Annotated in this window: 21 protein-coding genes; 3 read left to right on the top strand and 18 right to left on the bottom strand. The window is 73.0% G+C overall.

The window, feature by feature from the left end:
• Positions 1 to 51 precede the first annotated feature (51 nt).
• Together ACFULQ_RS31405 and ACFULQ_RS31400 are read right to left on the bottom strand one after the other, a co-directional pair.
• Positions 52 to 1,164 (bottom strand): hypothetical protein, encoded by a 1,113-nt coding sequence (locus ACFULQ_RS31405; RefSeq protein ID WP_383550455.1) that lies wholly within the window; start codon positions 1,162 to 1,164, stop codon positions 52 to 54.
• Between the two features lie 340 nt (positions 1,165 to 1,504).
• Positions 1,505 to 2,677 carry an acyl-CoA dehydrogenase gene (locus tag ACFULQ_RS31400; RefSeq protein WP_383550453.1) on the bottom strand — a complete coding sequence of 391 codons (1,173 nt, stop codon included), beginning with the start codon at positions 2,675 to 2,677 and terminating at the stop codon, positions 1,505 to 1,507.
• Between the two features lie 343 nt (positions 2,678 to 3,020).
• Between ACFULQ_RS31400 and ACFULQ_RS31395 the strand changes: the two genes are divergently transcribed.
• On the top strand, positions 3,021 to 4,256 hold the full coding sequence (locus ACFULQ_RS31395) for a glycoside hydrolase family 18 protein (RefSeq protein WP_383550451.1): 1,236 nt from the start codon (positions 3,021 to 3,023) through the stop codon (positions 4,254 to 4,256).
• 53 nt (positions 4,257 to 4,309) lie between these two features.
• On the opposite strand, the gene ACFULQ_RS31390 is transcribed toward ACFULQ_RS31395, so the two are convergent.
• The 3 genes from ACFULQ_RS31390 to ACFULQ_RS31380 all read right to left on the bottom strand — a co-directional run bounded on the left by ACFULQ_RS31390 (position 4,310) and on the right by ACFULQ_RS31380 (position 6,676).
• The gene (locus tag ACFULQ_RS31390) at positions 4,310 to 4,972 is read right to left on the bottom strand and encodes a TetR/AcrR family transcriptional regulator (protein ID WP_383550449.1); all 663 of its coding nucleotides are present in this window, start codon (positions 4,970 to 4,972) and stop codon (positions 4,310 to 4,312) included.
• Between the two features lie 66 nt (positions 4,973 to 5,038).
• Positions 5,039 to 5,179 (bottom strand): SCO1431 family membrane protein, encoded by a 141-nt coding sequence (locus tag ACFULQ_RS31385; protein WP_383550447.1) that lies wholly within the window; start codon positions 5,177 to 5,179, stop codon positions 5,039 to 5,041.
• Positions 5,180 to 5,317: 138 nt separating this feature from the next.
• Positions 5,318 to 6,676, bottom strand: coding sequence for a peptidase C39 family protein (locus ACFULQ_RS31380; protein ID WP_383550445.1), 1,359 nt, complete (start codon positions 6,674 to 6,676; stop codon positions 5,318 to 5,320).
• Positions 6,677 to 6,910: 234 nt separating this feature from the next.
• Between ACFULQ_RS31380 and ACFULQ_RS31375 the strand changes: the two genes are divergently transcribed.
• Together ACFULQ_RS31375 and ACFULQ_RS31370 are read left to right on the top strand one after the other, a co-directional pair.
• Complete coding sequence (locus ACFULQ_RS31375; RefSeq protein WP_383550469.1) at positions 6,911 to 7,531, top strand: uridine kinase; 621 nt, start codon at positions 6,911 to 6,913, stop codon at positions 7,529 to 7,531.
• A 432-nt stretch (positions 7,532 to 7,963) separates the two neighbouring features.
• Positions 7,964 to 9,826 carry an AAA family ATPase gene (locus ACFULQ_RS31370; protein ID WP_383550443.1) on the top strand — a complete coding sequence of 621 codons (1,863 nt, stop codon included), beginning with the start codon at positions 7,964 to 7,966 and terminating at the stop codon, positions 9,824 to 9,826.
• Between the two features lie 15 nt (positions 9,827 to 9,841).
• Here the strand turns inward: ACFULQ_RS31370 and ACFULQ_RS31365 are convergent, their stop codons facing one another.
• The 13 genes from ACFULQ_RS31365 to ACFULQ_RS31305 form a co-directional block, all read right to left on the bottom strand.
• Positions 9,842 to 10,489, bottom strand: a complete 648-nt coding sequence (locus ACFULQ_RS31365; RefSeq protein WP_383550441.1) for a DUF6338 family protein — start codon at positions 10,487 to 10,489, stop codon at positions 9,842 to 9,844.
• Between the two features lie 6 nt (positions 10,490 to 10,495).
• On the bottom strand, positions 10,496 to 10,747 hold the full coding sequence (locus tag ACFULQ_RS31360; RefSeq protein WP_383550439.1) for a hypothetical protein: 252 nt from the start codon (positions 10,745 to 10,747) through the stop codon (positions 10,496 to 10,498).
• A gap of 35 nt (positions 10,748 to 10,782) precedes the next feature.
• Entirely contained in the window at positions 10,783 to 13,587 is a 2,805-nt protein-coding gene (locus ACFULQ_RS31355) for a CHAT domain-containing protein (RefSeq protein WP_383550437.1), read from the bottom strand.
• Between the two features lies 1 nt (position 13,588).
• Positions 13,589 to 14,278 (bottom strand): FHA domain-containing protein, encoded by a 690-nt coding sequence (locus ACFULQ_RS31350; protein ID WP_383550435.1) that lies wholly within the window; start codon positions 14,276 to 14,278, stop codon positions 13,589 to 13,591.
• Positions 14,266 to 14,928 (bottom strand): 4Fe-4S single cluster domain-containing protein, encoded by a 663-nt coding sequence (locus tag ACFULQ_RS31345; RefSeq protein ID WP_383550433.1) that lies wholly within the window; start codon positions 14,926 to 14,928, stop codon positions 14,266 to 14,268. Before ACFULQ_RS31345 ends, ACFULQ_RS31350 begins: the two co-directional genes overlap by 13 nt.
• Positions 14,925 to 16,355 carry a hypothetical protein gene (locus tag ACFULQ_RS31340; RefSeq protein WP_383550431.1) on the bottom strand — a complete coding sequence of 477 codons (1,431 nt, stop codon included), beginning with the start codon at positions 16,353 to 16,355 and terminating at the stop codon, positions 14,925 to 14,927. The genes ACFULQ_RS31345 and ACFULQ_RS31340 overlap by 4 nt, the downstream gene beginning before the upstream one ends.
• Entirely contained in the window at positions 16,352 to 18,853 is a 2,502-nt protein-coding gene (locus ACFULQ_RS31335; RefSeq protein WP_383550429.1) for a protein kinase, read from the bottom strand. The genes ACFULQ_RS31340 and ACFULQ_RS31335 overlap by 4 nt, the downstream gene beginning before the upstream one ends.
• Entirely contained in the window at positions 18,850 to 20,691 is a 1,842-nt protein-coding gene (locus ACFULQ_RS31330; protein WP_383550427.1) for an AAA family ATPase, read from the bottom strand. Before ACFULQ_RS31330 ends, ACFULQ_RS31335 begins: the two co-directional genes overlap by 4 nt.
• Positions 20,692 to 20,859: 168 nt before the next feature.
• Positions 20,860 to 21,945 carry a hemolysin family protein gene (locus tag ACFULQ_RS31325; RefSeq protein ID WP_383550425.1) on the bottom strand — a complete coding sequence of 362 codons (1,086 nt, stop codon included), beginning with the start codon at positions 21,943 to 21,945 and terminating at the stop codon, positions 20,860 to 20,862.
• On the bottom strand, positions 21,942 to 23,276 hold the full coding sequence (locus ACFULQ_RS31320; protein WP_383550423.1) for a hemolysin family protein: 1,335 nt from the start codon (positions 23,274 to 23,276) through the stop codon (positions 21,942 to 21,944). The genes ACFULQ_RS31325 and ACFULQ_RS31320 overlap by 4 nt, the downstream gene beginning before the upstream one ends.
• A gap of 179 nt (positions 23,277 to 23,455) precedes the next feature.
• A complete protein-coding gene (locus ACFULQ_RS31315) occupies positions 23,456 to 23,914 on the bottom strand; it encodes a PH domain-containing protein (RefSeq protein WP_356464463.1) in 459 nt (152 codons plus the stop codon).
• A gap of 15 nt (positions 23,915 to 23,929) precedes the next feature.
• Entirely contained in the window at positions 23,930 to 24,787 is an 858-nt protein-coding gene (gene hisG, locus ACFULQ_RS31310) for an ATP phosphoribosyltransferase (protein ID WP_383550421.1), read from the bottom strand.
• 44 nt (positions 24,788 to 24,831) lie between these two features.
• Entirely contained in the window at positions 24,832 to 25,104 is a 273-nt protein-coding gene (locus tag ACFULQ_RS31305; RefSeq protein WP_018534786.1) for a phosphoribosyl-ATP diphosphatase, read from the bottom strand.
• Between the last annotated feature and the right edge of the window lie 28 nt (positions 25,105 to 25,132).

Genomic DNA, 25,132 nt, shown 5'->3' with positions numbered 1-25,132 from the left:
GCGACTCACGTCTCGCGCAACCGGAATCCCGCTCGCGCTGCCTGAACTTGCTTACGGCGCCACCGAGTCGAACCCCGTGAAGCCACTCGGGTCGTGCCGGCCGATCGAGCCGTGCTCGAAGATGCCGTGACCGGTCCGGCCGTCCAGCCGGAAGCGGGCGGCGTGGTCGGTGACGCCGAACGCGGTCAGGGGGTGCTCCCGCGAGAGGTCGTAGCTGCGGCGGTCGGTCCAGTCGCGGCCCTGCCAGGTGCCGTGCTGCCAGTCGTCGGCGGGTGGATAGCCGGCGCCGAGGGCGAGCGGGGAGGAGGTGAGGACCTCCACCTCCAGTTCCATGGGCTTGCGGACGTCACCGAGGTGGACGAGGGCGCGCTCCGGGTGACGGGTGCCGCTGCGGTAGCTGATCTCGGCCTGGGGCCAGCCGAGTTGGCGGTCGCGCCGGCCGGGGCGGACCAGGGTCGCGTCGTTCAGCGAGCGGTGGCCGTCGGCGTCCTCCTGGACGATCACCATGAGGAAGCGGTCCTCGAAGCGGACCGGGCACCAGATCCAGTGGAAGCCCTCCGTCGGGTGCTCCTCGGCGAACCGGCCGCCCTCCTCCCCCGGCACCGGCCGCACCCCCCAGCTGCGGTCCCGGGTCCCGGTCCAGCCCTGGACCCGGATCTCGCGCCCGCCCACCCGGATCCAGCCCTCGCAGTGCCCGGCCTGCACGAACCGCCGGCCCTCCAGGGTGAGCCGGCCGCCCCGTCGCTGGAGGTGGTGCGGCTCCCACAGGGCCGGGAAGTCGGCGGTCCAGTTGATCTCGTACGACAGTCCCTCCGGGTCGTCCGGGGCGGCCTCGCAGCTCAGGACGAAGTCCCGCAGGGGGCGTTCGACGAGGATGCGCAGCGGGCCGACGCTCAGGTCGGTCCGGGCGTCGTCCCGCAGGGCGTCCGAGGCGCGCACCGCGTGCAGGGTGTCGCCGAGGCGCAGGGTGGCGTAGGCGTCGATGACGCCGAGGTTGGGGTACACCCCGAGCCCGAGGATCAGCAGGGCGCGTCCCTCGTGGTCGAGGACGTGGAAGATGCAGCGGTCGTAGGCGTTGCGGTCGCCCGTCGCCACGTACTTCATGGACAGGGGCACCTGGTGCACGGGGTACTCGTCGAGCGGTACCGGGCGGTCGTCGGGCACGGTCAACCTCCCTGCCGGCCTGGCCGTGGGGTGGGGGCTGACGGTACGTCAGAGCGCCGTCAGTGGCCAGATGTTCGGCCGGACGCCGGTGAACTCACGCTCGATTGCCGGGACCGGTGACCCCCTCGTCGGCTTCCGCGTTGCCCCGGTATGACCCTTGCCTACGCGCCGGTCGCAGAATCGGTTCCGCCTTCCTACCGTCCCGCTCCGCCGCCGCCCCAGGACCCGCCCATCTACCGCGATCTGATGCGCACCTGGGCCAGCGGCGGGCGCACCCTGCCGGGGCGCCACGACCCGGAGTGGGTCCGGCTCGCGGCGCCGCAGGTCAGGCCCGGGCAGTTCAGCGGGTCTCAGGACCCGCTAGGTGACGGGCGATGACCATCCGCTGGATCTGGTTGGTGCCCTCGACGATCTGAAGGACCTTGGCCTCGCGCATGTACCGCTCGGCCGGGAAGTCGGCGGTGTAGCCGTAGCCGCCGAGGACCTGGACGGCGTCGGTGGTGACCTTCATCGCGGTGTCGGTGCAGTGCAGTTTCGCCATGGCCGCCTGCTTGGCGAAGGGCCGCCCGGCGTCCCGCAGCCGCGCCGCCGCGAGGTACAGCGCCCGGCCCGCCTCGATCTGGGTCGCCATGTCGGCGAGCATGAAGCGCAGGCCCTGGAAGTCGGCGATCGGCCGGCCGAACTGCTGTCGCCCGGTCGCGTAGCCGATCGCCTCGTCGAGGGCCGCCTGGGCCAGTCCGATCGCGCAGGCCGCGATGCCGAGCCGCCCCGAGTCCAGCGCGGACAGGGCGATCGCGAAGCCCTGGCCCTCGTCGCCGATGCGCCGCGCGTCCGGGACCCGTACGCCGTCGAAGTGCACCTGGGCGGTGGGTGAGCCCTTCATGCCCATCTTCTTCTCCGGGGCCGCGGCGCTCACGCCGGGGGCGTCGGCGGGGACCAGGAACGCGGTGATCCCGCGCGGGCCCTCGTCGCCGGTGCGGGCCATGACGGTGTAGAAGTCGGCGACCCCGCCGTGGGTGATCCAGGCCTTGGTGCCGGTGATCACCCAGTCCTCGCCGTCCCGGACGGCCCGGGTGCGCAGCGAGGCCGCGTCGGAGCCGGAGGAGGGCTCCGAGAGGCAGTAGGCGCCGAGGAGCCCGCCGCCGAGCATCGCGGGCAGGTGCTCGACCTGCTGTTCCTTGGTGCCGTAGGCGGCGACCGCGTAGGAGGCGAGGGTGTGCACGCTGACGCCGAGGCCGACGGTGAGGCGGGCCGCGGCGAGCTCTTCGAGGACCTGGAGGTAGACCTCGTAGGGCTGGTCGGCGCCGCCGTGCTCGGAGTCGTAGGGCAGGCCGAGCAGGCCGGTGCGGGAGAGCAGGGTGAAGACCTCGCGCGGGAAGTGCCCGGCGTCCTCCTCCTCGGCCGCCCGCGGGACGATCTCGTGCTGCGCGATGTCGCGGACGAGCGAGATCAGGTCCCGGGCCTCGTCCGTGGGCAGTTGCCGGTCCACCGGCTGCGGGGCGCGGTCGGGCATGGCGACGCTCTCCTCCCTGTAGGGCGCTGGCGGGCGCACGCCGTGGGGTGGGGCGGCTCCGCGGGTCTCACTGGGCGCCTGTCGCTGCTCACGTCTCCCGGGTCACGGAAGCTGCTGACCAGCGGCTGCGCCCTGTGAGTATGCCCGATCGGGGACCCCTGGTCACTGGTTAACGACCGCTTACTTCACGATAGCCCAGAGCTCCGACAACCGGCCCGAAGGACGGACCGGAATTGGTCCGAACCATTGACGTGGTGGTCTAGTCCTCCTACTGTTCCGGCAACGCCTTACCGCGTTCATGCCAATCAGCTGGCGTTCCCCTCTCCCCCACGAGGAGACACCGATGCACTTTCCCCAGCGCGCCCGTTTCCGGGCGCTGATCTCCGCCGCGTGTTGTGCGGTCCTCGGCGCGGGCCTGCTGGCCGGCGCGACCAGCGCGACCGCGACCCCCTCCGAGGCTCCCGTCGCGAAGGCGGCCGGCTCCAAGGTCGTCGGCTACTTCACCGAATGGGGCACCTACGACCGCAAGTACTTCGTCAAGAACATCGAGACCTCCGGCTCGGCGGCGAAGCTGACCCACATCAACTACGCCTTCGGCAACGTCACCGGCGGCAAGTGCGCGATGGGCGACGCCTACGCGGCGACCGACAAGGCCTACACGGCGGCCGAGTCGGTGGACGGTGTCGCCGACACCTGGGACCAGCCGCTGCGGGGCAACTTCAACCAGCTGCTGAAGCTGAAGAAGAAGCACCCCGGCCTCAAGGTCCTGTGGTCCTTCGGCGGCTGGACCTGGTCGAGCGGGTTCGGCGAGGCGTCGAGGAACCCGGCCGCCTTCGCCCAGTCCTGCTACGACCTGGTGAAGAACTCCAAGTGGGCCGGTGTCTTCGACGGCATCGACATCGACTGGGAGTACCCGAACGCGTGCGGCAACACCTGTGACACCAGCGGCCGGGAGGCCTTCAAGAACCTGATGGCGGCGCTGCGCGCGAAGTTCGGCAGCGGCTCCCTGGTCACCGCCGCGATCACCGCGGACGCCACGGCCGGCGGCAAGATCGACGCGGCGAACTACGCGGGCGCGGCCCAGTACGTCGACTGGTACAACCCCATGACGTACGACTACTTCGGCGCCTGGGACGCGGCGGGACCGACGGCCCCGCACTCGGCGCTGAACAGCTATTCGGGCATCCCGAAGGCCGACTTCTACACCTCGGCGACGATCGCCAAGCTCAAGGGCCTCGGCATCCCGGCCTCGAAACTGCTGCTCGGCATCGGCTTCTACGGCCGCGGCTGGACCGGCGTCACCCAGTCGGCGCCGGGCGGCACCGCGACGGGCCCGGCGGCGGGCACCTACGAGCAGGGCATCGACGACTACAAGGTGCTCAAGACCAAGTGCCCGGCGACGGGGACGGTCGGCGGCACGGCGTACGCCAAGTGCGGCAACAACTGGTGGAGTTACGACACTCCCGCGACCATCGCGACGAAGATGACGTACAAGAACCAGCAGGGCCTCGGCGGCACCTTCTTCTGGGAGCTGAGCGGGGACACCTCGGGCGGTGAGCTGATCAGGGCGATCAACTAGCGGGCCCGGCACAGGACTTGGGGCGGGGGACCACGAGCCTCCGCCCCTTGCCGTCAGCCGTCCCGGCGGGCGGGCCTGGGCGCGGGGTAGTTCGGGTCCATCTCCTCGATGGCGCGCATCGAGCCGCCGAGCGCCTTCACCAGCAGCTCGCGCATGGTGTCGCGGGAGAGCTGGGGCGGGCCGTCGATCCAGTCGAGGGTGGCGCCCTCGACGCTGCACACCCAGGCGAGCAGTCCCATGCGGGCCAGCGGGGCGATGTCGGTACGGCCGTACGCCCCTTCGGCGATGGTCGCCACGATCGCCTCGCGCACCCCGTCCCGGATGGCGTGCACCTCGGCGTCGAAACCGACGCCGCCGCTGACGACCGTACGGTAGGCGGCCTGGTTGTGTTCGGCGTAGCGCAGATAGCTGTCCAGAGTGCGGTGGACGCGGTCCACCTGCTCCATCTCCAGACCGCTCGCCGCGTAGGTGACCAGGTCGGCGACGGAGTCCTGGATGATCGCCAGGTAGTAGCCCCGCTTGGACTGGAAGTAGTAGTAGATCAGCCCCTTGGCGACATGCGCCTGCTTGGCGATGTCGTCCATGGAGAGCGCGTCGTAGGAGGTGTCCGCGAACAACTTCCGCCCGATGGCGATGAGTTCGGCGCGGCGCGCAACCGAGCGCTCGGTGCCGCGGGCCCGCGGCCGGGCGGCTTCACGCTGATCACTGATATTCAAATTTCGACCCTGATCTCGGGCTGGCGGCGGGACAAGCGCAGTATGTCAGGTCACCTATGGATCAGGTCACAGCAGACCGAGCTGCGTGACGAGCATGGCGAGCACCGCGACGAGGGCCCAGCCCGCGATGTGTTCGACGACGCTCGGGCCGTCGTCCTGGGGGCCGCCGGTGCGGGTGCGGGCGGCGGTGGCTGACTGTGCGGTCATGATCTCTCGCTGCTCTGGGACGACTGGTGGACTCCCCCCACCGATCCGTCCACCTTGCCACCTAAAGCGGCTTTTCCGGCAGAGACCTTGGTCACAGGGCCGGCCACGGGGCCCCGGTCGCCCGGGGCCCCGGAGACCTCAGCGCACGCCCACCGCTGCGAGCGCCTTGCGCTGGCGCGCGGTCGGGCGGGCGGGGAAGTAGAGATAGCAGACGCCTCCGGTACCGGAGACGACCTTGCCGCTGGCGTTGTACCGCTTGGTGCGCAGCCAGATGTTCTCCCATTCGCGCCGCTGGTAGACGCGCCGCACCGCCTCATTGCCGGGCGAGGCCGGGTCGTTGGCGATCACATCGCCCTCGGCGGTGAAGCCGATCACCGTCATCAGGTGCCCGGAGGTGCCGTAACCGGCTCCCGTGAGCTCCTCCTTGCGGAACGACTGGGACGTTATGGCCGGGATGCCGGCCGCGATCAGGGTCTCCAGGTCGGTGAGCGAGCCGAGCCGGGTGACCACGCCTTGGAGGCCCTTGAAGGTCGCCGCGTAGGCCGCGTTGAACGGCCAGTTGCCGCAGCCCGCGTACTGGTAGTCGTAGGTGTACCGGGCCGCATGGCAGACCTGCGGGTCGGCGTAAGAGGGGTCGACCCAGGACAGCTGCTCGGCGGTGAGCCGGCCGCCCCAGTACTCGATGATCATCTGCGAGCTGGTGGGGCTGCACCAGGCCTCGCCGCCGTTGTCGTACTCCGGGTACTGGCCCACGTGGATCTCCTGCGAGTAACGCGGGACGATCAGCTCACGGGCGAGACCGGGCGTGGAGGCCGGGACGGTGAAGCGGTCGGGTACGTCCGAGCCCATGGCGCCCAGGCGCCACACGGTCGGCGTGTTCTTCGCGCCCGGCCTGCGGTACAGGGTCAGCCGCAGCTGGTACGACGCCAGGCGCAGCCCGGTCGCCGGGTCGTCGATGGCGAAGGTGTCCGTCCAGATGGTGCTCTTGCCGTCGGTCTGGTCGTCGACCGAGGTCCGCCTGATGTCCCTGTCCCCGGCGGCCCAGCGGCCCATCACGTACCAGGGGGTGGCCGTGCCGTCGGAGTACGCCCCCTGGAGCTCGACCTGGATCCAGGTGCCGGCCGGGGTGTGGGCGTTCCAGGACGCGATCACCTCGGTCGAGGGCACGGCGAGCCGGTGGACCGGGGCGGTCCAGGTCGCGTACTCCCAGGTGGCAGTGGTCCCGGTGTGCGGGTCGGTGTAGTCGGTGGTGCCGACGGCGGCGCCGATCACGAGGCCGGGGCGGCTGCCGGCGACGGCGCGGGTGCCCTTCGCGGTGCCGGCGCGCCAGTCGCCGTACGTGGTCCAGGCATGGTTGTCGATCAGGCGGGCAGCCTCGTCGGGATCCGCGTCGGCCGTGGTGCCGACGGCGGCCGCGGGGCCCGCGCCCCCGGCCACCGCGGCGGCGACCGCGACGGCGAGAACGGTTCTGCGGGACGGCTGTTCGGCTCTGCTCATGGGTGGGAAAACCCCCAGGGGTCCGAGTCGGGGCGGGTCCGGTGCACGGTTGTGCGCCAACTATGGATGAGGCGCCATGCTCCTGCCAGCACTTCCGGCCATGCCACGCCCACCAATATTGGTCTTGTCCACTGGCATGACCTGGGAAGCCGCGGCTCCGACGGCGATCGCGGGCCCCTCACTAGACTGGACGGACCCGACCGCCACTCCGTATGAGCGCCTCCAGGAACCGTCATCCACGTCCTCGCCTCCCGGCTCCGCCGGCTCCCCCCGTCCTGCGGCCCGGTCCGACTGATCGGTGTCGACGGCCACGCCGGCTCCGGAAAGTCCACGTTCGCCGGGCAGTTGGCGGACGCGCTCGGGGGCGCCCCGGTGCTGCACCTCGACGACATCGCGAGCCACGACGAACTGTTCGAGTGGACCGGACGGCTGCTGCGCGAGGTGATCGATCCGCTGGGCCGCGGCGAGACCGCCCACTACGCCCCCTACGACTGGCACGCCCGGCGCTTCGGAGCGACCCGCGCCCTGCCGCCTGCGCCCGTGATCCTGCTGGAGGGGGTCGGCGCGGGCCGGCGCGCGCTGCGGCCGCACCTCGCGCGCCTGCTGTGGATGGACCTGCCCCGCGAGGAGTCCTGGGCGCGCGGACGGTCCCGGGACGGGGCGGAGCAGCGGGAGTTCTGGGAGGCATGGGTCGCGGCGGAACAACGGCATTTCGCCGAAGACCCCTCCCGGCCCTTCGCCGATCTGCTGGTACGGCAGTGTCGCAAGGGATACGAGACCCTCGAAGGGCCTGCGGTGACTCCCGGATCGAATCAGGACGTGACACACGGTGACGGGTCGACGTCGATGTGTTGAACCTGTGAAGACCCCCCGGTAAGAACTTGCCTGAGTCGCCCAACTCCGCTTGACCGGGGGGCCGTACAGGTCTTACGTTCTCAATGTGCGACCGTTCGAGGTCGCTCCAAGTCGCGAAGCCCCCGGTTGTTCCCCCGTGATCGGGGGCTTCGTTCTGCCCTCACACAGAAATATGCACGCTGTGAGGCGCGATTCGCTCACCCTCGGTCACCGTCCGCGGTGCGCCCCCTGTGCTCCCACCTCGCTAAACGGCCTGTGCGGCACCCTACGGCGGGCGACACCACCGCAGGTACGATGCCCTCGGTGCGACCTACGGACAGCTGCTCTGCGCACCGTTGCAACTCCGGTCCGCGGCACAGCGGTTGGACGAAGGCGGCCACCGGGCGTCGGCCCGGTGGTGACACCACGGGGGCACGGTTTGTGGGGGACGTGATGGATTTCGGCACGCAGGGCCCCGAGGCCCCGGCCGACCTCGCCTGGCTGCGAGGTGTGGACGCCTACACGATGGGCGCCTACCCACAGGCGGAGGAGGAGTTCCGGGCCGCGGTGCGGATCGATCCCGGGATGGCCGACGGCTGGCTCGGACTGCACGCGCTGCGCGTCGACACGACGACCGCGCTGCTACGGATGTTCCGGCACCGCGAGCGCTTCGGCGAGCAACGCGCACGCCACCGCCGTACCCTCAACTCCTGGTACTGGCTGGGCTGGTGGGTGCAGCCGGTGCTGGAGAGCCCGCGTGACCTGCTGCTCGCGCACGCCTCGCACTGGCTGGACGGCCGGCATGTCCCCGAGCTGGACCGGGCCCTCGCGAGCCTGCCGCCGGTGGACACCGACCACCAGGTCCGCTTCCTGCACGCCTGCCGCGCCTATCTCGTCAAGGACTGGGACCAGCTGGTCCGGCACACCGATCCGCTGATCGACGACGCCATGCTCGGCATCGAGGCGGGTCTGTTCGGGGGCATGGCCCGGGTCCGCCTGGAGATGTTCGGCCAGGCCGAACCGCTGCTCTCGGCGGCCCTGATGCGCTGTCGCAGCGAGCAGCCGCAGCGCAAGGAACTGCGGTACTGGCTGGCCCGGGCCCACGAGGGCACGGGCCGTTCCGCCGCCGCGCTCCCGCTCTACCGGGCGGTGCACCGCGTCGACCCCGCCTTCATGGACACCTCGGCCCGGCTCGCCGCGATCGCCGAGGGGGACGGGTACGACGACCCCGCCGACCTCGCGGCGATCACGCTCACCGGGTTCGGGCAGGACGTGCTGGAGGGCCCCGACGGGGTCGACCCGCTGTTCGGCGTCGAGGGGCGGGATGTGAAGCTCTCCTCGCCGGAGCCGCCGACCGGGCCGCTGCCGTCGATGACGGACCCGGCCGGCCGGGAACGCTCCGGCACCCCGGCGGGGACGCTGCCCGCCGGGCCCACCGACCCGGTCCTGCTGGAGGAGGCGCTCGCCGAACTCGAGCGCATGGTGGGTCTTGAGCCCGTGAAGCGCCAGGTCAAGGCGCTGTCCGCCCAGTTGAACATGGCCCGGCTGCGGGCCGGGCAGGGGCTTCCGGTCCAGCCGCCCAAACGTCACTTCGTCTTCTCGGGGCCCTCCGGCACCGGCAAGACCACGGTGGCCCGCATCCTCGGCCGCGTGTTCTACGCCCTCGGCCTGCTCGGCGGCGACCATCTCGTGGAGGCGCAGCGGGCGGACCTGGTCGGGGAGTACCTCGGCCAGACGGCGGTCAAGGCGAACGAACTGATCGACTCGGCGCTCGGCGGGGTCCTGTTCGTGGACGAGGCCTACTCGCTCTCCAACTCCGGTTACGGGAAGGGCGACGCGTACGGCGACGAGGCGCTCCAGGTGCTGCTGAAGCGGGCCGAGGACAACCGTGATCACCTGGTGGTGATCCTGGCGGGTTACCCGGAGGGCATGGACCGGCTGCTGGCCGCGAACCCCGGACTGTCGTCCCGCTTCACCACCCGCGTCGACTTCCCCTCGTACCGCCCCCTCGAACTCACCTCCATCGGCGAGGTGCTGGCCGCCGAGAACGGTGACGTGTGGGACGAGGAGGCGCTGGACGAGCTGCGCTCCATCGCCGGGCACGTGGTGGACCAGGGGTGGATCGACGAACTGGGCAACGGGCGGTTCCTGCGGACGCTGTACGAGAAGAGCTGCGCGTACCGGGATCTGCGGTTGTCGGTGTATCCGGGGATGTTGAGCCGGGACGACCTGTCGACGCTGCGGTTGCCGGATCTGATGCAGGCGTACGGGGAGGTCCTGTCGGGGCGGGGGCCGCAGGATCCGTCGGCGATGTGAGACCCGGGCCGGCCCTCACGGCCGGTCCTTGAGCTTCGCGGTGAGTCTGATGAGGCGGATGCGGGCGCCGGGCACGATGACGAAGTGCGCGGACGGCGACGGCGGGAACGTCACCCCGGCGGCCCGGACGGTGATCGGCTCACGCAGGGCCACGTCCCGGAAGGCCGTGTCGGTCTCCGACGAGACCATGTAGCAGCGGCCGGTGACGACCGTGCCGTCGTCCATCAGGATCTCCACCTCGGGCGGGCCCTGCTCGGGCGACCCGCCCCGCATCAGCACCGACCACACCGTGCCGGGCAGGTTGCCCGCGGCTCCGGCGCCCTGTCTGCGGCCCCGGTACTCCCCCAGGGCCGCGCAGGTCATGCAGCTCAGCGCCAGGGTGAGGGCTCCGGAGCGGGCCGCGGGCCAGGCGTGGGTGCGCAGATAGGGGCCACCGGTCGCGGTGCCGTCCAGGGTGGCGAGTCCCGGGACCACCTCGGCGAGCGCGAACACGGCGGCCGCGGCGGCGAGGGTGACGCAGATCCCGACGGCCACCAGCTCGGCGATCTCCCGTGCCGCGCCCGGGCGTTCGCGCAGGGCGCGGCTCTCGTAGCGGGTCAGGTAGAGGTAGCCGGGGACGGCGGAGAAGAGGAGGACGAGCAGTCCGGTGAAGTCCGAGGGCATGCGGGGTCACTCGGTGGGCGGGGGTGGGGCGGGCACCGGTCCCGGGCTCGTGGGCTGTGGGTCGGCCGGGGGCGCCGGGGGTGTTCCGCCCAGGTCGGGGCGGTAGTCGCCGTCCACGAGGACGACTCCCATGGGCTCGCCGTCGGGGTTCTCCACCGCGTCGTCGAACGCGCCGAAGTCCGGGACCACGTGGTCCTGCGGGTGCGGTGCCGTGGGGTCTGTGGGTGCTGTGGGTTCTGTGGGTTCTGTGGGTTCCATGGCCTCTCCCTCGCTCGCTCTCCTCGTCGTCCCGGTCACCGTGCTCCGTACGCGGTGATGCCGGCCCAGTGCTCCGGGCGGTACTTGCCCTGGTCGAGCATCGACACCGCGGCCCGGCGGGTCGCCTCCAAGGGGCCCGCGCCGGTCAGGCGGTGCTGGAACCAGAACAGCGAGAACCGGAGGGCCGGGGTGTCGTGCACCGTGAACGGGCTCGCGAGGACGAACGCGGCGCCGGCCTCGTGGAAAGCGTGCACCAGCGAGGTCGCCTCGTCGCCGGCGAGGTCCAGCGCGTCCGCGGGCAGCCCCTCGACTCCGGCGAGCGCCCCGTGGCCGCCGCTGCTGTCCCGGGCGGGCCGGTAGGCGGTACTGCACGCGGGCAGCACGACCTCGGTGAACGGCAGTCGCCCGAGCAGCACTTCGCCGGTGGTCACCTCCGCGTCGGCCATCTGGACCAGACCTCCGAAAGGCGCGCCGGGGGCCGCGCCGGCGTGGGCGGCGAGGTAGAGCACCGAGGGGGCGGGGCCGGGGTGGGGTCCCGTGGCCGGTGGCGTCCGCAGCAGGTCTCGGAGCGTCTCTGCCGTGGCGTCCGGACCGACGACGGGCGGGCCGTGGAGCCGTGCGGGGCCGAGTCCTTGCGCGAGCAGGTCGATCGCGCGGCCGAGGTCACGGAACTGGGGAACGCGGCGGCCTCCCGCGGTCCGTTCCGTCACGCCGATCAGGGCCACGTTCCGGACCGGGCCCCGGGGAGCGTCGCCGAGGAGGGGGATGCTCGCCAGGTTGGGGACGATGCCGAGCGCGGTGCCGCGGACGAGGTGACGGCCGCGGTGGCGGACCAGGGTCCAGGGGAGGTGGTGCAGGCGGCCGTGGGGCGAGAGCAGACAGGTGCCGGCGTTCGCCACGGTGTCCGCGAGGTCGTCGGGGACCAGGTCGGCCAGGGTCAGTCCGCTCTGGGCCCAGAAGTCGCTCGCGCCGGTGCCGACGGTGGCCGCGTGCCGTTCCAGCGCCGCGCGCGTCCCCGCGGACAGTTCCCGCGACCCCAGCCGCAGCCCGTCGGGTGTGGCGAGCACAGCGACGGCGGCGCCGTCCTCCTCGTACAGGCTCAGGGCCACGCACCGGGGGCCGGCGGTGCGCAGGAAGGCGGTCAGCCGGGGCGCGTCGAAGCCGGGGTGCTCGGTGATGAGCTGCCAGCGCGCGTCGACGGCACGCATCCGGGTGAGCAGTTCGGCCCGCTCGGCGCGCAGGGCGCGGGCCGCTCCGACGTCACCGGTGTCCTCGGCTCGGCCGATGCGTTCGGTGAGCTGGTCGAAGGCGTGACGGCGGTGGTCGGGGGCGGTGTCTGGAGGGTGGCCGGTGTGCTGAGCACCCCCGCCGGTATCAGGGGCGTGCCCGGTGTGCTCCGGGACGCGGGTCAGGGCGAGGCGGGCGGCGAAGGCGCGGGCCTTGACCAGGTCGGTGACCCGTGCGGCGAGGTCCGCGTCGCCCGCGTCGAGGGCCACGGCCAGGGCCTCGCGGAGCATCGGCAGCCGGAAGCGCAGATGCAGGGTGTCGAAGCGGTGGCCGAGCGGGACGCCCAGCAGCAGCCCCAGCTCCTCGACGGCGGCACGGCAGGCGTCCGCGGCCGCGCCGAGTCGCCCCGATTCCCGCTGCGCACGGGCCCGTTCGGCGTACAGGCCCACCGCGGCGGCGTGGTCCGGCCGTACGGCGAGACAGGCGTCCCCCCGGTCGCACCACTCCAGGGCCGCGGCGAGCCGCCCCTCGGCGCGGGCGCCCTCGGCCCGCAGCCGGCAGTAGACCGCCCCGCGGGTCAGCCGCACGTTGGCCCGCAGGGAAGTCATGGGGTCGGGGCCGGACCCGCCACCGTCCACCGATGCCCCCGCCCCCGCCCCTGGCGCGAACAGCGGCGCCGCCAGATCCAGATACCGCTCCGCCTGGCCGACCGCACCCCGCTCCCCCGCCACCGCGGCCAGCTGGAGATACCCGATCTCCGGCAGTCCCTGCGCCTCGTAGTACGGCAGCAGGTCGTGGTACGCCTCCTCGGCCTCCTCCAGACGTCCCACGTCCCGCAGCGCCGCCGCCCAGGTGTCCAGGACCCGTTCGTGGACGGCGGAGGCGGTCTGGAGGGCGTGGATCCGGCCCGCCCGCGCCACGGCCTCCGCGAAGTCGCCCACTTCGGCCGCCTTCTGGATCTCGGCCACCAACTCCCAGGTCTCCACGGGCCCGGGAACACCTCCCGCCTCCTCGAACGCCTCCTCCAGTTCCCGCCGCACCGGTTCCAGGACCCTGAGCGCGCTCGACGGGTCGTACAGCAGACGCAGCGCGGAACCGCGGACGGCCCGCGGGTCCCCCTGCGCGAAGTCCTCGACGCGGCCGGTGCGCGGCGGCAGCCCGATGCCCTCCGCACGGTCCGCGAGGCGCAGGGCGCGGTGGGCGCGGCCCTGGTCGAGTTCCACGCTCGCGCGGAAGGAGAGGTGGCGGACCTGCTCCGCGGGCACGGCCAGGTCGAGGTACGCGTCGGCTGCGGCCCAGTGCCGGTCGGTCTCCGCACGCCCCCAGCCGACGGTCAGCCCGTTGGTCGACTCGCGCTCGTACAGGCCGAGCAGGATCTGCGCCACGTCCGAGCCGACCCGGTCGGCCGCGGTGGGCTCGGCGTTCCAGCCGCGCGCCTCGAACTCCCGCAGCAGCCGCAGCGTTTTGTCGCCTTGGCGCACCGCCCGCTCGAACACCGCCCGGGTGTGCGGGTCGTGCTCGACCCGGGTGCGGTACTCATTCGCGTGCTGGTGCAGCTTCGACAGGGCGTCGGTGAGCTCCATGTAGGCCGTCACCCGGAGCAGTTCGGTCATGTCAGCCGCCTCCCCCGGGGTTGTCCGGCATCCGGCGCACGTGGGCGACGACGTCCGAGGCGAGCCGCAGCTCCGCGCCGTCGCGCAGGGCGCCGCGCTCGCCGGGTTCGAGTTCCCGGCCGTCCACGAAGGTGCCGTTGGTGGAGCCCTCGTCCCGGACCCAGCAGGTGCCGTCCGGATCGAGGCCCACGGTGGCGTGCCGCCGGGAGACGTTGTCGTACGCGGCGAGTCGCGCGGCCGTGACCGGGCACAGCTGGGGGTCCCGGCCGAGCACGACCTCCCGGCCGGGCCGGACGACGACGCTCCCGTCGGGGAAACGGAGTTCGAGGACGCCGGCGCGGTCGACGGTGGTGGGGAGGGGGGTGGGGGTGGTCCCACGGACGGGTCCGGGGCCGGGACGGGGGTCGGGATCTCGGGCGGGGTCGGGGTCGGTATCGGGTTCAAGGCGGACCTCGCCCCCGGATTTCGGCTCGGGCCCCGGCCCGACGACCGGCTCGGGCCCGACGACCGGCTCGGCCACGGTCACCGACCCACCCCCGATCGCCGACACACTCCCGGCCCCCGGCGCAGCCTCCGGCTCCAGCCATGGGACCGGCTGCTTCAATCCCACCAGCAGAGTCCCGCATTCCTTGCAGACGAGGTCTCCCTCGACGACCTCGGCCGGGCAGTCGGGGCACTTCAGCCGTGCCATGGCGCCTCCTGTACGACCATCCCGCGCGCCGTCAGCGCGGCTCTGAGGCGTTCCCGCTCACCGGGCCGGGGCAGCCCGACCGTCCAGATCCGGTCGCCCTCGACCCCGACCTGGAGCCCGGGCCGGCCCGCGGCCCCGCCGCTCTCCCCGTACCGCCCGTCTCCGTACCGCCGCTCACCGAGCGCGGTCAGCGGCACGACCCGCTGGTTGTCGGACCCGCGCAGCGCGGAGCCGGTGTCCCGGTGGCGTACGTACGGTCCAGCGACGACCGCGTCGCAGAGCCCGAGGGCGGGTCGAGCGGCGGCCCAGCGGGCGAGGCGGGACCAGGGGTAGCCGGAGTAGACGAGGAGGTCGAGATCCGTGCCGGGGCGTGCGGTGCGCAGCGCGGCCAGCAGCTCGGCCAGGGCCTCGGGCTGCTGGAAGGGCTCGCCGCCGGAGACGGTCACGCCGTCGACGGGACCGGGGAGCGCGCCGACCCAGCGAGCCGGTACGTCCGGTTCGACCGCGTCCTGCGGGCCGCCCACCGCCCAGGTGTCGCGGGCCATGCAGCCGTGGCAGGCGAGGGTGCAGCCCTGCACCCACAGGCCCGCCCGAGTGCCGTGGCCGAGCACCGTGACGGGGTAGTGGGCCCGGTTGAGCAGGAGTTTCATCCGCCGTGCCTCCGCTCGCCCCGAGCCTCGCCCCGGACCTCGCCCCGGGTCTCGCCCCGCGCCTCGCCCTGACGACGGTCACGTGCGGGCGCCGGGCGGTCGCCGTCGCGGGCGCTGACCTGGAGCGGGATGCCCCGCTCTGCGAAGGCGGCGGAGAGAGTGGCCACGTCGGCGCACCACTCCGCGCGGGCCTCCTCGTAGTGGGCCGCTCCGGCGCCCTCGGCCTCCAGGCGGCCGACCATCACCGCGTCGGTGCCCTGTCGGCCGACCCGCAGGTGTGCGGCGACGCCGTCCCAGTCCCGGCGCCGTACGGTGAGCGCGCCCGCCGCGGGCCGGGCGGTGCCGAGGTCCTCCACGACGTAGCCCGCCTCGGTGAGCACGTCGGCGAGCGTCCGCTCCAGCCGGACCAGGTAGGCGGACTCGGCGGCGGCACGAACCCGTTCGCAGACCTGCTGGGCCTCGGCGCGCAGCCCGGCGTCGAGGCCACGCTCACCGGCCATGACCTGCTCAAGGCTGCGCCGCAACGCCGGGTGCGCGCCCTGGTCCGCGGCCAGCAGCGGCTGTACGAGTGCCGCCGCCTCCAACCGGTCCGCCCGCCCCGTCCGCGCCGCGGCCTGAGCCTCCGTGACGCGGACCCGCAGCTCGGTGAGGAGGTTGCGGCCCTCCGTCACCGAGCCCGCGGTGGTGATCGCGCGGGCGGTCTCGTCCACCCGGTTCCGGTCCCGGATACGGGCGTCGGCGGGCATGCGGAGCAGGGCGCGTTCGGTGGCGGCCAGCAGTTCCTCGCGCTTCGCCCGCTCGCGCAGTTCCACCGGGTCGGGTCCGACGGCGGCGGCCTCCCGGGAGACCTTCGGCGCGGGCGGGGCCGCGGTGCGCAGGGCCGCGCGGACGCGTTCCACCGTGCGGGTGTGCAGGACCTCACGGGCGCGCCCGACCGCCCCCTCCACGCTGTCGCACCAGACGCGCAGTTCCTCGGCGGACTGCCCGGCCAGCACCAGCGGTTCGGGCAGTCCCGCCGCGTCGGGGCCGGTGCGCAGGCTGTGCAGGGCCGCGTTGCAGCCGAGGACCCGGACCACCTGGACGTCCAGGTGCGCCTCGCACTCCTTGCGCCGCTCCCACGCCACCCGCTCGCGCTCCATCCGGTCGCCGAGGGTCCGCAGCGCGGGACTCATGGCCAGCGACAGCGCCACGGCGGCGGCCACCCCGAGCACGACGACGGCGGCGACGGGCACGAGCGCGACCCCACCGCCGGCGGCACCGGCACCTCCGGCCCCACCCGCACCGGCGGCCCCGGCACCCACACCCGCTCCGGCACCCGCCCCCGCTCCGGCGCCCGCCACCCCGACGGACGCGGTCGCGGCGGTACCGGCCCCGAACGACTGGATGGCCATTCCGACCGTTCCGACGGCCACCATCTCGGCACTCACGACGGCCCCCTCCCCAGCACCCGTCCCCGCTCCACCTCGTACATCCGCTCCCACCGGTTGCGGCGTCTGCGCAGCGACACGAAGTGGGCGACGGCCGCGACAGGCCACAGCACCGGCAGCAGGGCGAGGACGAGAAGGATCAGCGTCAGGGTCATGAAGCCCCGGAACAGCCCCCGGCTCGCCTGCCCGGCCTGCTGGAGGTTCCGGCCGCGCCGCCCGAACAGCCGGTAGTCGGGCCCGTACTGCCCCGCGATCCGCCCCGCCAGGGACACCTCCCCGGCGAACTGGAACACGGCGACCAGAACACCGGGCACAGTCAGCACCGCGAGGCCCGGCGCGACCCTGGCCCAACCGGCGCCGACCACCACGAGCAACAGGATGTAGCCGAGGAGGGGCAAGGCGGCACGCAACTGCGCCCATATCCTGCCGTTCGTCCGCTGCCGCTCCTTGTCGGCCCACAGCGCGAGCCGCCCCTGGTCCGCGGCCAGCGCGGCATGCCGGCGGGCGCGCTCGTCCCGGGCGTCGGCGACGGCGTACGGGGCGTAGTCGCGCAGCACCTCCAGACCGACCGGGTCGCCGTCGGGGCCGCCGCGCAGGTCCTCCTCGCCCCGGCGCACGGTGGTGTACCACTGGGGCGCGTAGGCGGTGAGCTGCCACATCTCGGGGGTGGTGCCGGGCAGGACGGGCACGGGTGCGGTGTCCTGGGCGGCGAAGATCCGCCGCAGCTCACTGCTCCGGGTGTCCGCGAGGGCCGGGTTGAGCGCCAGGGCGAGCAGCGGGGCCAGGACCAGCTGCGGGGACTCGGGCGGGGGCGGCGGGGTGCCGCGGGGCGGTTGCTGGTGGACCCGGGGGATCCAGGGCAGCACGCGCGCCACGGCGGCCGGATGACCGTGGACGTACGACTGCCAGGTCTCCGCGGTGCCCCGCAGCCCGTCGCTGCCCGCGAACCGCGCGAACTCGGGCAGCAGCCGCCACCGCCACACCTCGTCCACCAGGCGTACGTCCTCCTCGGCGCCGTCCGCCGCACGCTGCGCGAGGGAGCCGAGCGCGTCGCGGTCCATCGGCAGGCCGCGCCACATCGGCCGGCCGGCCGGGTCGAGCCAGTGCAGCAGCCGCAGCACCCGCACGTCCGGGGCGAGGGCCGGATCCGCCAGGGTGCCGACGAGGCGCTCCACCACCGCCGCGGCCACCTGCCGTTGCACGGCGAGGGAGTGGAGCCAGGGGTACAGCGGCAGGCTCTCGCGGTCGCCGGTGGACGCGGCGAGCGACTCGGACAGCGCCTGCCAGAAGCCGGGTTCGCGCAGCGCCTGGGCGAGGGAGGCGCCGTCGCGGAAGGTGCGCCCGAAGAGCGTCAGGGGTGGCAGGTCGGGCTGCCGGTGGGCCGGGGAGACGACCGGCGGGCTGCCGCCGCGCAGCCACTCCCCGATCTCCCCGGCGCCCCAGCGGTCGTCCCGGTCGACGGTGAGCAGTCCGCGGCACAGCAGCCGGGCGCGCGGGTCGGTGACGGCGTCCAGCTGGACGGGCCGCAGGACGATGGCCTCGTACAGGGCGTGGGAGCCGAAGCCGGTGAAGTTCCGTGCGCCGGTGAGGAGTTCGCGCAGCAGCATGCCGAGCGCCCACCAGTCGCGGGCCTGGGTGCTGGCACCGCCGCCGCGCAGCAGGAGTTCGGGGGCGAGATAGTGGTCGGTGCCCGCGGCGAAGTCGGTGAAGCGGTACTCCTCGTCGAGGCGGCTGAGCCCGAAGTCGATGAGGACCAGGTGCGGGGGCCCGCCGGGGGTGCCGTCCCGCAGGATGACGTTCTCCGCCTTGAGGTCGCGGTGCACGATGCCCAGTCGGTGCAGTGCGGCCAGCGCGTCGGTGAGCTGCCGTACGGCCTCGGTGACCGCGGCGGGCGGCCAGGGCGGGCCGGGGATCAGGTCGGAGAGAGGGCTGCCCGGGATCCACTCCATGACCTCGTACTGGCGGCCGTCGGAGTGGCCGGACTCCACCAGCCGGGCGAGGTGCGGATGCTGGACGGTGGCGAGCCTGGCCCACACGTCCTCGGCGTGCGGCAGCTGCCGGCGGTAGGTCTTGACGACGACCGCGGGGGCGCCGGGGACCGTGCGGTCGGCGGCGATCAGGATGTCCGCCTCGGCCCCGCCGTCCCGGTGCCCGACGACCTCGTACCGGTCCCGCAGCGCGGTCGGCAGCAGGTGCAGCGGGGCGGGACCGCCGGAGCGCGGGGTGCGGCCGGGTTCGGCACGGGTCGCCGGTGGCTGCTGGTAGCCGGTGCGGGGGTCGGGGCGGTCGTAGCGGGTGGGCGGGACGGCGGGGCCGGGGCGTGCCGGGTACGGAGGCCGCGGCTCACCGGCGGGCACGGGCCCGTGCTCACCGGGCCCCTGACCGCCGTAGCGGAGCGACCGCTCCCCGCCTTCGGTCTGAGGCCACAGCTCCCCGCCGCCGAACTGACGCCACCGCCGGCCTCCCTCCGGCGGCCGTCCCCCGAAGTTCTCGCTCATGTCAGCACCGCCTCCCACCCCGCCGGTGCCGGGAGCAGGCCCGTCAGGGTCTGGTGGGGCGGGGCCGCCTCTCCCTGGGCGAACAGGGCCCGGGCCAGCGGGTTGACCAGGGCCGTCTCCAGGACGGACCCGATGCCGCGGCCGCCGAGCGAGGTGTCGGCGGTGGCGAGTTCCAGCAGCTGGGCGCGGACGTCGGCGGCGAGCGTGATCCGGCTGCCGCACTCCCGCTCCACGAGCCGCAGGATCCGCGCCACCAGCAGCTCGAAGATGTCGGTCGCGGCCTCCTTGCCCACGAAGTTGAAGACGACGATGTTGTCGCCGATCCGGTTGAGCAGCTCGGGCCGGTTCAGCCGCTCCGCCATGTGCCGCCCGATCTCGGCGGTGACCTCGGCGACCAGCTCCTCGCGCGGGGTGTCCGGGGTGAGCAGCGGGCGTCCGTCGGCGTCGCGGGCCGTCATGCCGAGGTTGGAGGTGAACACGAGCAGGGCCTCGGAGAAGTACACGGTGGAGCCCATGCCGTCGGTGAGCCGTCCCTCGTCGAGGATCTGGAGGAACTTGTCGAGGATCCTCGGGTGCGCCTTCTCGATCTCGTCGAACAGCACGAGACTGAACGGCCGTTGCCGGATCGCGTTGGTCAACTCGCCGCCCGCGTCATGGCCGACGTAACCCGGCGGGGCGCCGATGAGCCGGTCTGCCGCGTGCTCCGCGGCGAACTCGCTCATGTCGAAGCGGATGTAGGCCCGTTCGTCGCCGAACACCAACTCGGTGAGCGCCTTGGCCAGTTCGGTCTTGCCGACCCCGGTCGGCCCGGCGAAGAACAGCACCCCGCGCGGCCGCGAGGCGGTCGCCGAGGACTGGGCACCGGACAGTCCCATGACCGAGCGGGTCACGATGTCCAGCGCGCGGGCGACGGCTTCGGGCTGGCCGAGGACCCGGCGGCGCAGCCCGTCGTGCGCGTGGATGAGCTGGTCACGCAGGGCGGGCCGGCTCCAGGGGTTCTCCACGATGCCGACCCGGTAGGAGCGGGCGGCCGCCTCGATCACCTCGGAGGTCTGCTCGGTGCCGGCCGCCGCGAGCCGGGCGATCTCCACCATGCTGCGCAGGGTCAGCGACTGGGTCTGGGCGGCGAACCGGTGGACGTACTCCTCCCGGCGCGCCTCGGGAAGGTCGGCGGGCAGCAGGGTCGGGGCGAGGATCTCGGCGGTGGTGCGGCGGTCGGTGAGGTCGGGCACGGGCAGGGCGACGCGGCGCAAGGCCGGGTTGTCGGCGGTGAACCAGGAGGGCAGGTCGCGCTCCCCGCCGACCACCCAGAGCACCGGGTTGTAGCGCTGGCCGGGTTCGCCCGCCAGCCGTACCGGGCGGGTGGTGTGGGCGAGTTTCTCGCAGGCGGCGAAGAAGTGGTGTTCCTCGGGCTCCAGTTGGCGGGGGTCGCGGATCAGCCGGGCCGCGTAGTCGACCAGCACCCCGGCCCGGACATCGGCCTCGGCCACCCGCCGGATCACCTGGAGGAGCCGCTCCGGGCTGAGCCGCCCGCCGCTGCCGATGCCGGTCCCGATCACGTCCTGTGCGAGGGCGGTGATCTCCGGTGCGTGCGGGAGGAGTTGGACGCCGTCGACCGGGTCGGCCACCACGAGGAAGCGGTAGCCCGCGCGTTCCAGACAGGACCAGATCCCGCCGCGGATGTCGGGCAGCAGCCAGCCGGACGGGCCCGGGACGAGGTACATGTCACGGACGTTGCCGTAGAACATGACCTGTGCGTGGGTGAGCAGGGCGGTGTCCAACTCGCGCAGCCACGCAGGTGGTTCGCCGCGCACGGCGGCCTTGTCGAGATCCGCCATGCCAGCCCCCGAACCTCACTTGGCGCGATCGCAGTGAGTTTATCGACGGCCCGCAGGCGCGGCCGGGTGGCGGGAAAGGGGCCCTCAAGAACCGGTGGCGAACGGCTACGCGGGGGCGGACACATGCCGTAGTCCACCCCCGCAGGCCGAAGTCCACCCCCGCGGAGCTCAGCTCGCGAGTGCCTCCTCGGGCGCCCCGCTGGGCCGGGGCTCGGTGACCCGCACCTCCGGCAGCTCCCGGTGCGCGGGGTCCCGGACCTCGCCGACCAGCAGTTCCAGCACGTCCTCCAGCGCGACCAGACCCAGCACCTTGCCGGATCCGTCCGCCACCTGGGCCAGGTGGGTGGCCGCGCGCCGCATCACCGTCAGCGCGTCGTCGAGCGGCAGGTCGGACCGCAGCTTCGTCATGGGCCGCCAGATCTGCTGAGGGACCGCCCGCTGCGAGTCCTCCAGATCGAGTACGTCCTTCACGTGCAGGTACCCCATGAACACGCCGTTCTCCGCGGCGATCGGGAAGCGGGAGTACCCGGTGCGACCGGTGAGCTCGATGATCTGGCCCGGGGTCACCGAGGGGCGGACCGTCACCAGGGACTCGCGCTTGAGCAGGACGTCGGTGACCGGGCGCGAGCCCAGCTCCAGCGCGTCCTCCAGGCGCTCCTGTTCCTCGGGGTCGAGCAGGCCCGCCTGCCCGGAGTCCTCCACCAGGCGGTTGAGCTGCTCGCTGGTGAAGACCGCCTCGACCTCGTCCTTGGGCTCGACGCGGAAGAGCCGCAGGATGGCGGCGGCGCAGGCGCCGAGGGCGATGGTGATGGGCCGGCACAGTCGCGCGAAGGCCACCAGCCCCGGGCTGAGCCACAGCGCGGCCTTCTCCGGGGCGGCCATCGCGAGGTTCTTCGGGACCATCTCGCCGATGACGAGGTGGAAGAAGACGACCGCGGCCAGGGCTATGACGTACCCGAGCGGGTGGATCATGCCGTGCGGCAGATGGATCCACTCGAAGACCGGCTCCAGGAGCTTGGCGACCGTCGGCTCGGCGACCGCGCCGAGCGTCAGGGAGCACACCGTGATGCCGAACTGGGCCGCCGCCATCATCTGGGGCAGCCGCTCCAGGCCGTACAGGACCTGGCGGGCCCGCGCGGTGCCGAGCGGTTCGATCTGGCTGCGGCGCACGGAGACCAGGGCGAACTCGGCGCCGACGAAGAAGCCGTTGGCGAGCACGAGCAGCCCGGCGAAGAGGAGTTGGAGCACGCTCATCGGGCGGCCTCCATGACGTTCACCGCGGGGACCGTGCGGACCAGGCGGACCCGCTCGGCGCGGTAGTGCCCGACCTGGCGCACGGTGAGCCGCCAGCCGGGCAGCTCGGCCCGGTCACCGACGGCGGGGATACGGCCGAGCAGGTCGGCGACCAGCCCGGCGACGGTCTCGTACGGCCCCTCGGGCACGTCGAGGCCTATGCGCTGGAGGATGTCGACGCGGCAGCTGCCGTCGGCGTCCCAGGCGAGGCGGCCGTCCTCGGGCGGGGCGGCGGCGAGTTCGGGGACGTCCTGGCCGTCGTGCTCGTCGCGGACCTCGCCGACGATCTCCTCGACGATGTCCTCCAGGGTGACCACGCCGGCGGTGCCGCCGTACTCGTCGACGACGACCGCGATGGGCTGCTCGCTGCGCAGCTGGGCCAGCAGGGGCCGGACCGGGAGCGTCTCCGGCACCAGCAGCGCCGGGCGGGCGATCCGGCCCACGGGGGTGCGCAGCCGGTCCTGCGCGGGGACCGCGAGGGCGTCCTTGAGGTGGGCCATGCCGACGATCTCGTCGATCTTCTCGCGGTAGACCGGGAAGCGGGACAGTCCGGTGGCGCGGGTGAGGTTGACGACGTCCTCGGCGGTCGCGGAGGCCTGGAGGGAGCTGACCTTCACGCGCGGGGTCATCACGTGCTGCGCGGTGAGCTCACCGAGCGACAGGGTGCGCACGAAGAGGTCGGCCGTGTCCTGTTCCAGGGCTCCGGCCTGCGCGGAGTGCCGGGCCAGGGAGACCAGTTCGCCGGGGGTGCGGGCGGAGGCCAGTTCCTCGGCGGGCTCGATGCCGAGCGCGCGGACGAGACGGTTGGCGACCGCGTTCAGGGCGGCGATCACCGGCCGGAACAGCCGCGCGAAGGCGTGCTGCGGGCCGGCGACGAAGCGGGCGACCTGCATCGGCTTGGACACCGCCCAGTTCTTGGGCACGAGCTCGCCGATCACCATCTGCACGGCGGAGGCCAGCAGCATGCCGACGACGACGGCCACGCCCGAGACCGCGCCCTCCGGGATGCCGACGGCCGTGAACGGGCCGTGCAGCAGCTCCGCGAGGGCCGGTTCGGCGAGCATGCCGACGACCAGGGAGGTGATGGTGATGCCGAGCTGGGTGCCGGAGAGCTGGAAGGACAGCTCCTTGAGCGACTCGGCGACCCGGCGGGCCCTCCGGTCGCCTTCCGCGGCTGCCTTCTCGGCGTCGGTGGCCTCCACGGTGACGAGGCCGAACTCGGCCGCCACGAAGAAGCCGTTGGCGAGAATCAGCAGGAACGCCGCTCCGAGGAGCAGCAGGGGGATGGTCATGCCGCCGCCTCGGTATGTCGGGAGGGGGCGGCGCAGGTACTACAGGACGATCCGTCCATCGCTGGAGGGAGTCACTCCTCGGGTAGCAGGAACAACGAGAGGCGGAGGCGCGATGAAAACGCCTCCGCCAACAGATTAATCAAGACAGGGCCGACTGCGGCAGGGTGGAAGCCCCTGAGTCAGCCCTGATCTTCGTCGGAGCGGGCGGTGGAACGGGCCTCGGCGAGCGCCCGCAGGGCCTTCGCGTCGGCGATGGCCTGCTCTTTCGCGATGCCCGGCTGGATGCCGAGCGCGGGCAGGCTGGTGCCGTCGCTGAGGTTGAGGAACACCCACGGGTCGCCCGGGCGGAGGTTCACCTGGATGATCTCGGCCCACTCCAGCCGCCGCCTGCTGGCGATGTTCTGGACGGTGACGCCGGACTCGTCGGCGACGACCTTCACCCTGGCCAGCAGGAACAGCACACCGGCGAGCAGGGCCGCGGTGACGACGAAGCTCAGGCGCTCGCCGGGGCCGAGCTGCTCCAGGAGCAGCGCGATCACCGTGATCGTGACGAAGATCGCGACTCCGGCGGTGAGCAGGACCACACGGGTGCGGCCCGGCCGGAACGTGACGGGGAGTGCGGGCGGTTCGGAGGACATCTGCGGTACGGCTCCTCAGAGACGGCAGGCGTGGATGGCCGTCGTCAGGATGGCCCGCGCGCCGATGTCGTAGAGGTCGTCCATGATGCGCTGCGCCTCTTTGGCGGGGACCATCGCGCGGACGGCGACCCAGCCCTCGTTGTGCAGCGGGGAGACGGTGGGGGACTCGAGGCCCGGGGTGAGCGCGACGGCCTTCTCCAACTGCTCGACCCGGCAGTCGTAGTCCATCATCACGTACGTCCGGGCCACCAGGACGCCCTGGAGGCGGCGCAGGAACTGCTGCACCTTGGACTCCGCGGCCTCCTCGGCGTCCGCGCCGGTGCGGCGGATGACGACGGCCTCGGACTTCATGATGGGCTCGCCGAAGACCTCCAGGCCCGCGTTGCGCAGGCTGGTGCCGGTCTCGACGACGTCCGCGATGACCTCGGCGACGCCGAGCTCGATGGCGGTCTCGACGGCGCCGTCGAGGTGGACGACCGCGGCGTCGACGCCGTTGTCGGCGAGGTGTCCTGCGACGATCCCCTCGTAGGAGGTGGCGACCGTCTTGCCCTTGAGGTCCTCGATCCCGGTCGCGGTGCCCGGCTTGGCGGCGAAGCGGAAGGTGGAGCGGGCGAAGCCGAGCGGGAGGATCTCCTCGGCGTCGGCGCCGGAGTCGATCAGCAGGTCACGGCCGGTGATGCCGATGTCGAGCCGGCCGGAGGAGACGTAGATCGCGATGTCCCGGGGGCGGAGGTAGAAGAACTCCACGTCGTTGACCGGGTCGACGATCCGCAGTTCCTTGGACTCGCGGCGCTGCTGGTAGCCGGCCTCATGCAGCATGTCCGCCGCAGGTCCTGACAGGGAACCCTTGTTGGGGACGGCGATGCGCAGCATGAGGTCGGCTTCCTTTGCTCTCAGGGGTGTGTTCGGCGACTGGCTTACAGGTGGGCGTAGACGTCGTCGAGGGAGATCCCGCGCGCGACCATCATCACCTGGACGTGGTACAGCAGCTGCGAGATCTCCTCGGCGGCCGCCTCCTTGCCCTCGTACTCGGCGGCCATCCAGACCTCGGCGGCCTCTTCGACGACCTTCTTGCCGATGGCATGGACCCCCTTGCCGACCAGTTCTGCGGTGCGGGAGGTGGCGGGGTCGCCGGTGGCGGCCTTCTGCTGGAGCTCGGTGAAGAGCTCCTCGAACGTCTTATTGGACATGGTGTCGCTCAGCCTATGCCACATGACA

Origin of the sequence: Streptomyces sp. NPDC057253, from assembly GCF_042669125.1 — a bacterium.
GTDB lineage: Bacteria > Actinomycetota > Actinomycetes > Streptomycetales > Streptomycetaceae > Streptomyces.
The sequence above is the reverse complement of the archived record's forward strand: the minus strand, read 5'-3'. Positions and strand labels throughout refer to the sequence as shown.

What these genes read in the sequence shown, in the direction of transcription:
- ACFULQ_RS31335 (WP_383550429.1), bottom strand. Translation starts at nt 18,853, where the DNA reads ATGAGCGAGAACTTCGGGGGACGGCCGCCGGAGGGAGGCCGGCGGTGG.
- ACFULQ_RS31330 (WP_383550427.1), bottom strand. Translation starts at nt 20,691, where the DNA reads ATGGCGGATCTCGACAAGGCCGCCGTGCGCGGCGAACCACCTGCGTGG.
- ACFULQ_RS31305 (WP_018534786.1), bottom strand. Translation starts at nt 25,104, where the DNA reads ATGTCCAATAAGACGTTCGAGGAGCTCTTCACCGAGCTCCAGCAGAAG.
- hisG (WP_383550421.1), bottom strand. Translation starts at nt 24,787, where the DNA reads ATGCTGCGCATCGCCGTCCCCAACAAGGGTTCCCTGTCAGGACCTGCG.
- ACFULQ_RS31345 (WP_383550433.1), bottom strand. Translation starts at nt 14,928, where the DNA reads ATGAAACTCCTGCTCAACCGGGCCCACTACCCCGTCACGGTGCTCGGC.
- ACFULQ_RS31320 (WP_383550423.1), bottom strand. Translation starts at nt 23,276, where the DNA reads ATGACCATCCCCCTGCTGCTCCTCGGAGCGGCGTTCCTGCTGATTCTC.
- ACFULQ_RS31350 (WP_383550435.1), bottom strand. Translation starts at nt 14,278, where the DNA reads ATGGCACGGCTGAAGTGCCCCGACTGCCCGGCCGAGGTCGTCGAGGGA.
- ACFULQ_RS31315 (WP_356464463.1), bottom strand. Translation starts at nt 23,914, where the DNA reads ATGTCCTCCGAACCGCCCGCACTCCCCGTCACGTTCCGGCCGGGCCGC.
- ACFULQ_RS31355 (WP_383550437.1), bottom strand. Translation starts at nt 13,587, where the DNA reads ATGACCGAACTGCTCCGGGTGACGGCCTACATGGAGCTCACCGACGCC.
- ACFULQ_RS31325 (WP_383550425.1), bottom strand. Translation starts at nt 21,945, where the DNA reads ATGAGCGTGCTCCAACTCCTCTTCGCCGGGCTGCTCGTGCTCGCCAAC.
- ACFULQ_RS31380 (WP_383550445.1), bottom strand. Translation starts at nt 6,676, where the DNA reads ATGAGCAGAGCCGAACAGCCGTCCCGCAGAACCGTTCTCGCCGTCGCG.
- ACFULQ_RS31400 (WP_383550453.1), bottom strand. Translation starts at nt 2,677, where the DNA reads ATGCCCGACCGCGCCCCGCAGCCGGTGGACCGGCAACTGCCCACGGAC.
- ACFULQ_RS31365 (WP_383550441.1), bottom strand. Translation starts at nt 10,489, where the DNA reads ATGCCCTCGGACTTCACCGGACTGCTCGTCCTCCTCTTCTCCGCCGTC.
- ACFULQ_RS31385 (WP_383550447.1), bottom strand. Translation starts at nt 5,179, where the DNA reads ATGACCGCACAGTCAGCCACCGCCGCCCGCACCCGCACCGGCGGCCCC.
- ACFULQ_RS31370 (WP_383550443.1), top strand. Translation starts at nt 7,964, where the DNA reads ATGGATTTCGGCACGCAGGGCCCCGAGGCCCCGGCCGACCTCGCCTGG.
- ACFULQ_RS31360 (WP_383550439.1), bottom strand. Translation starts at nt 10,747, where the DNA reads ATGGAACCCACAGAACCCACAGAACCCACAGCACCCACAGACCCCACG.
- ACFULQ_RS31395 (WP_383550451.1), top strand. Translation starts at nt 3,021, where the DNA reads ATGCACTTTCCCCAGCGCGCCCGTTTCCGGGCGCTGATCTCCGCCGCG.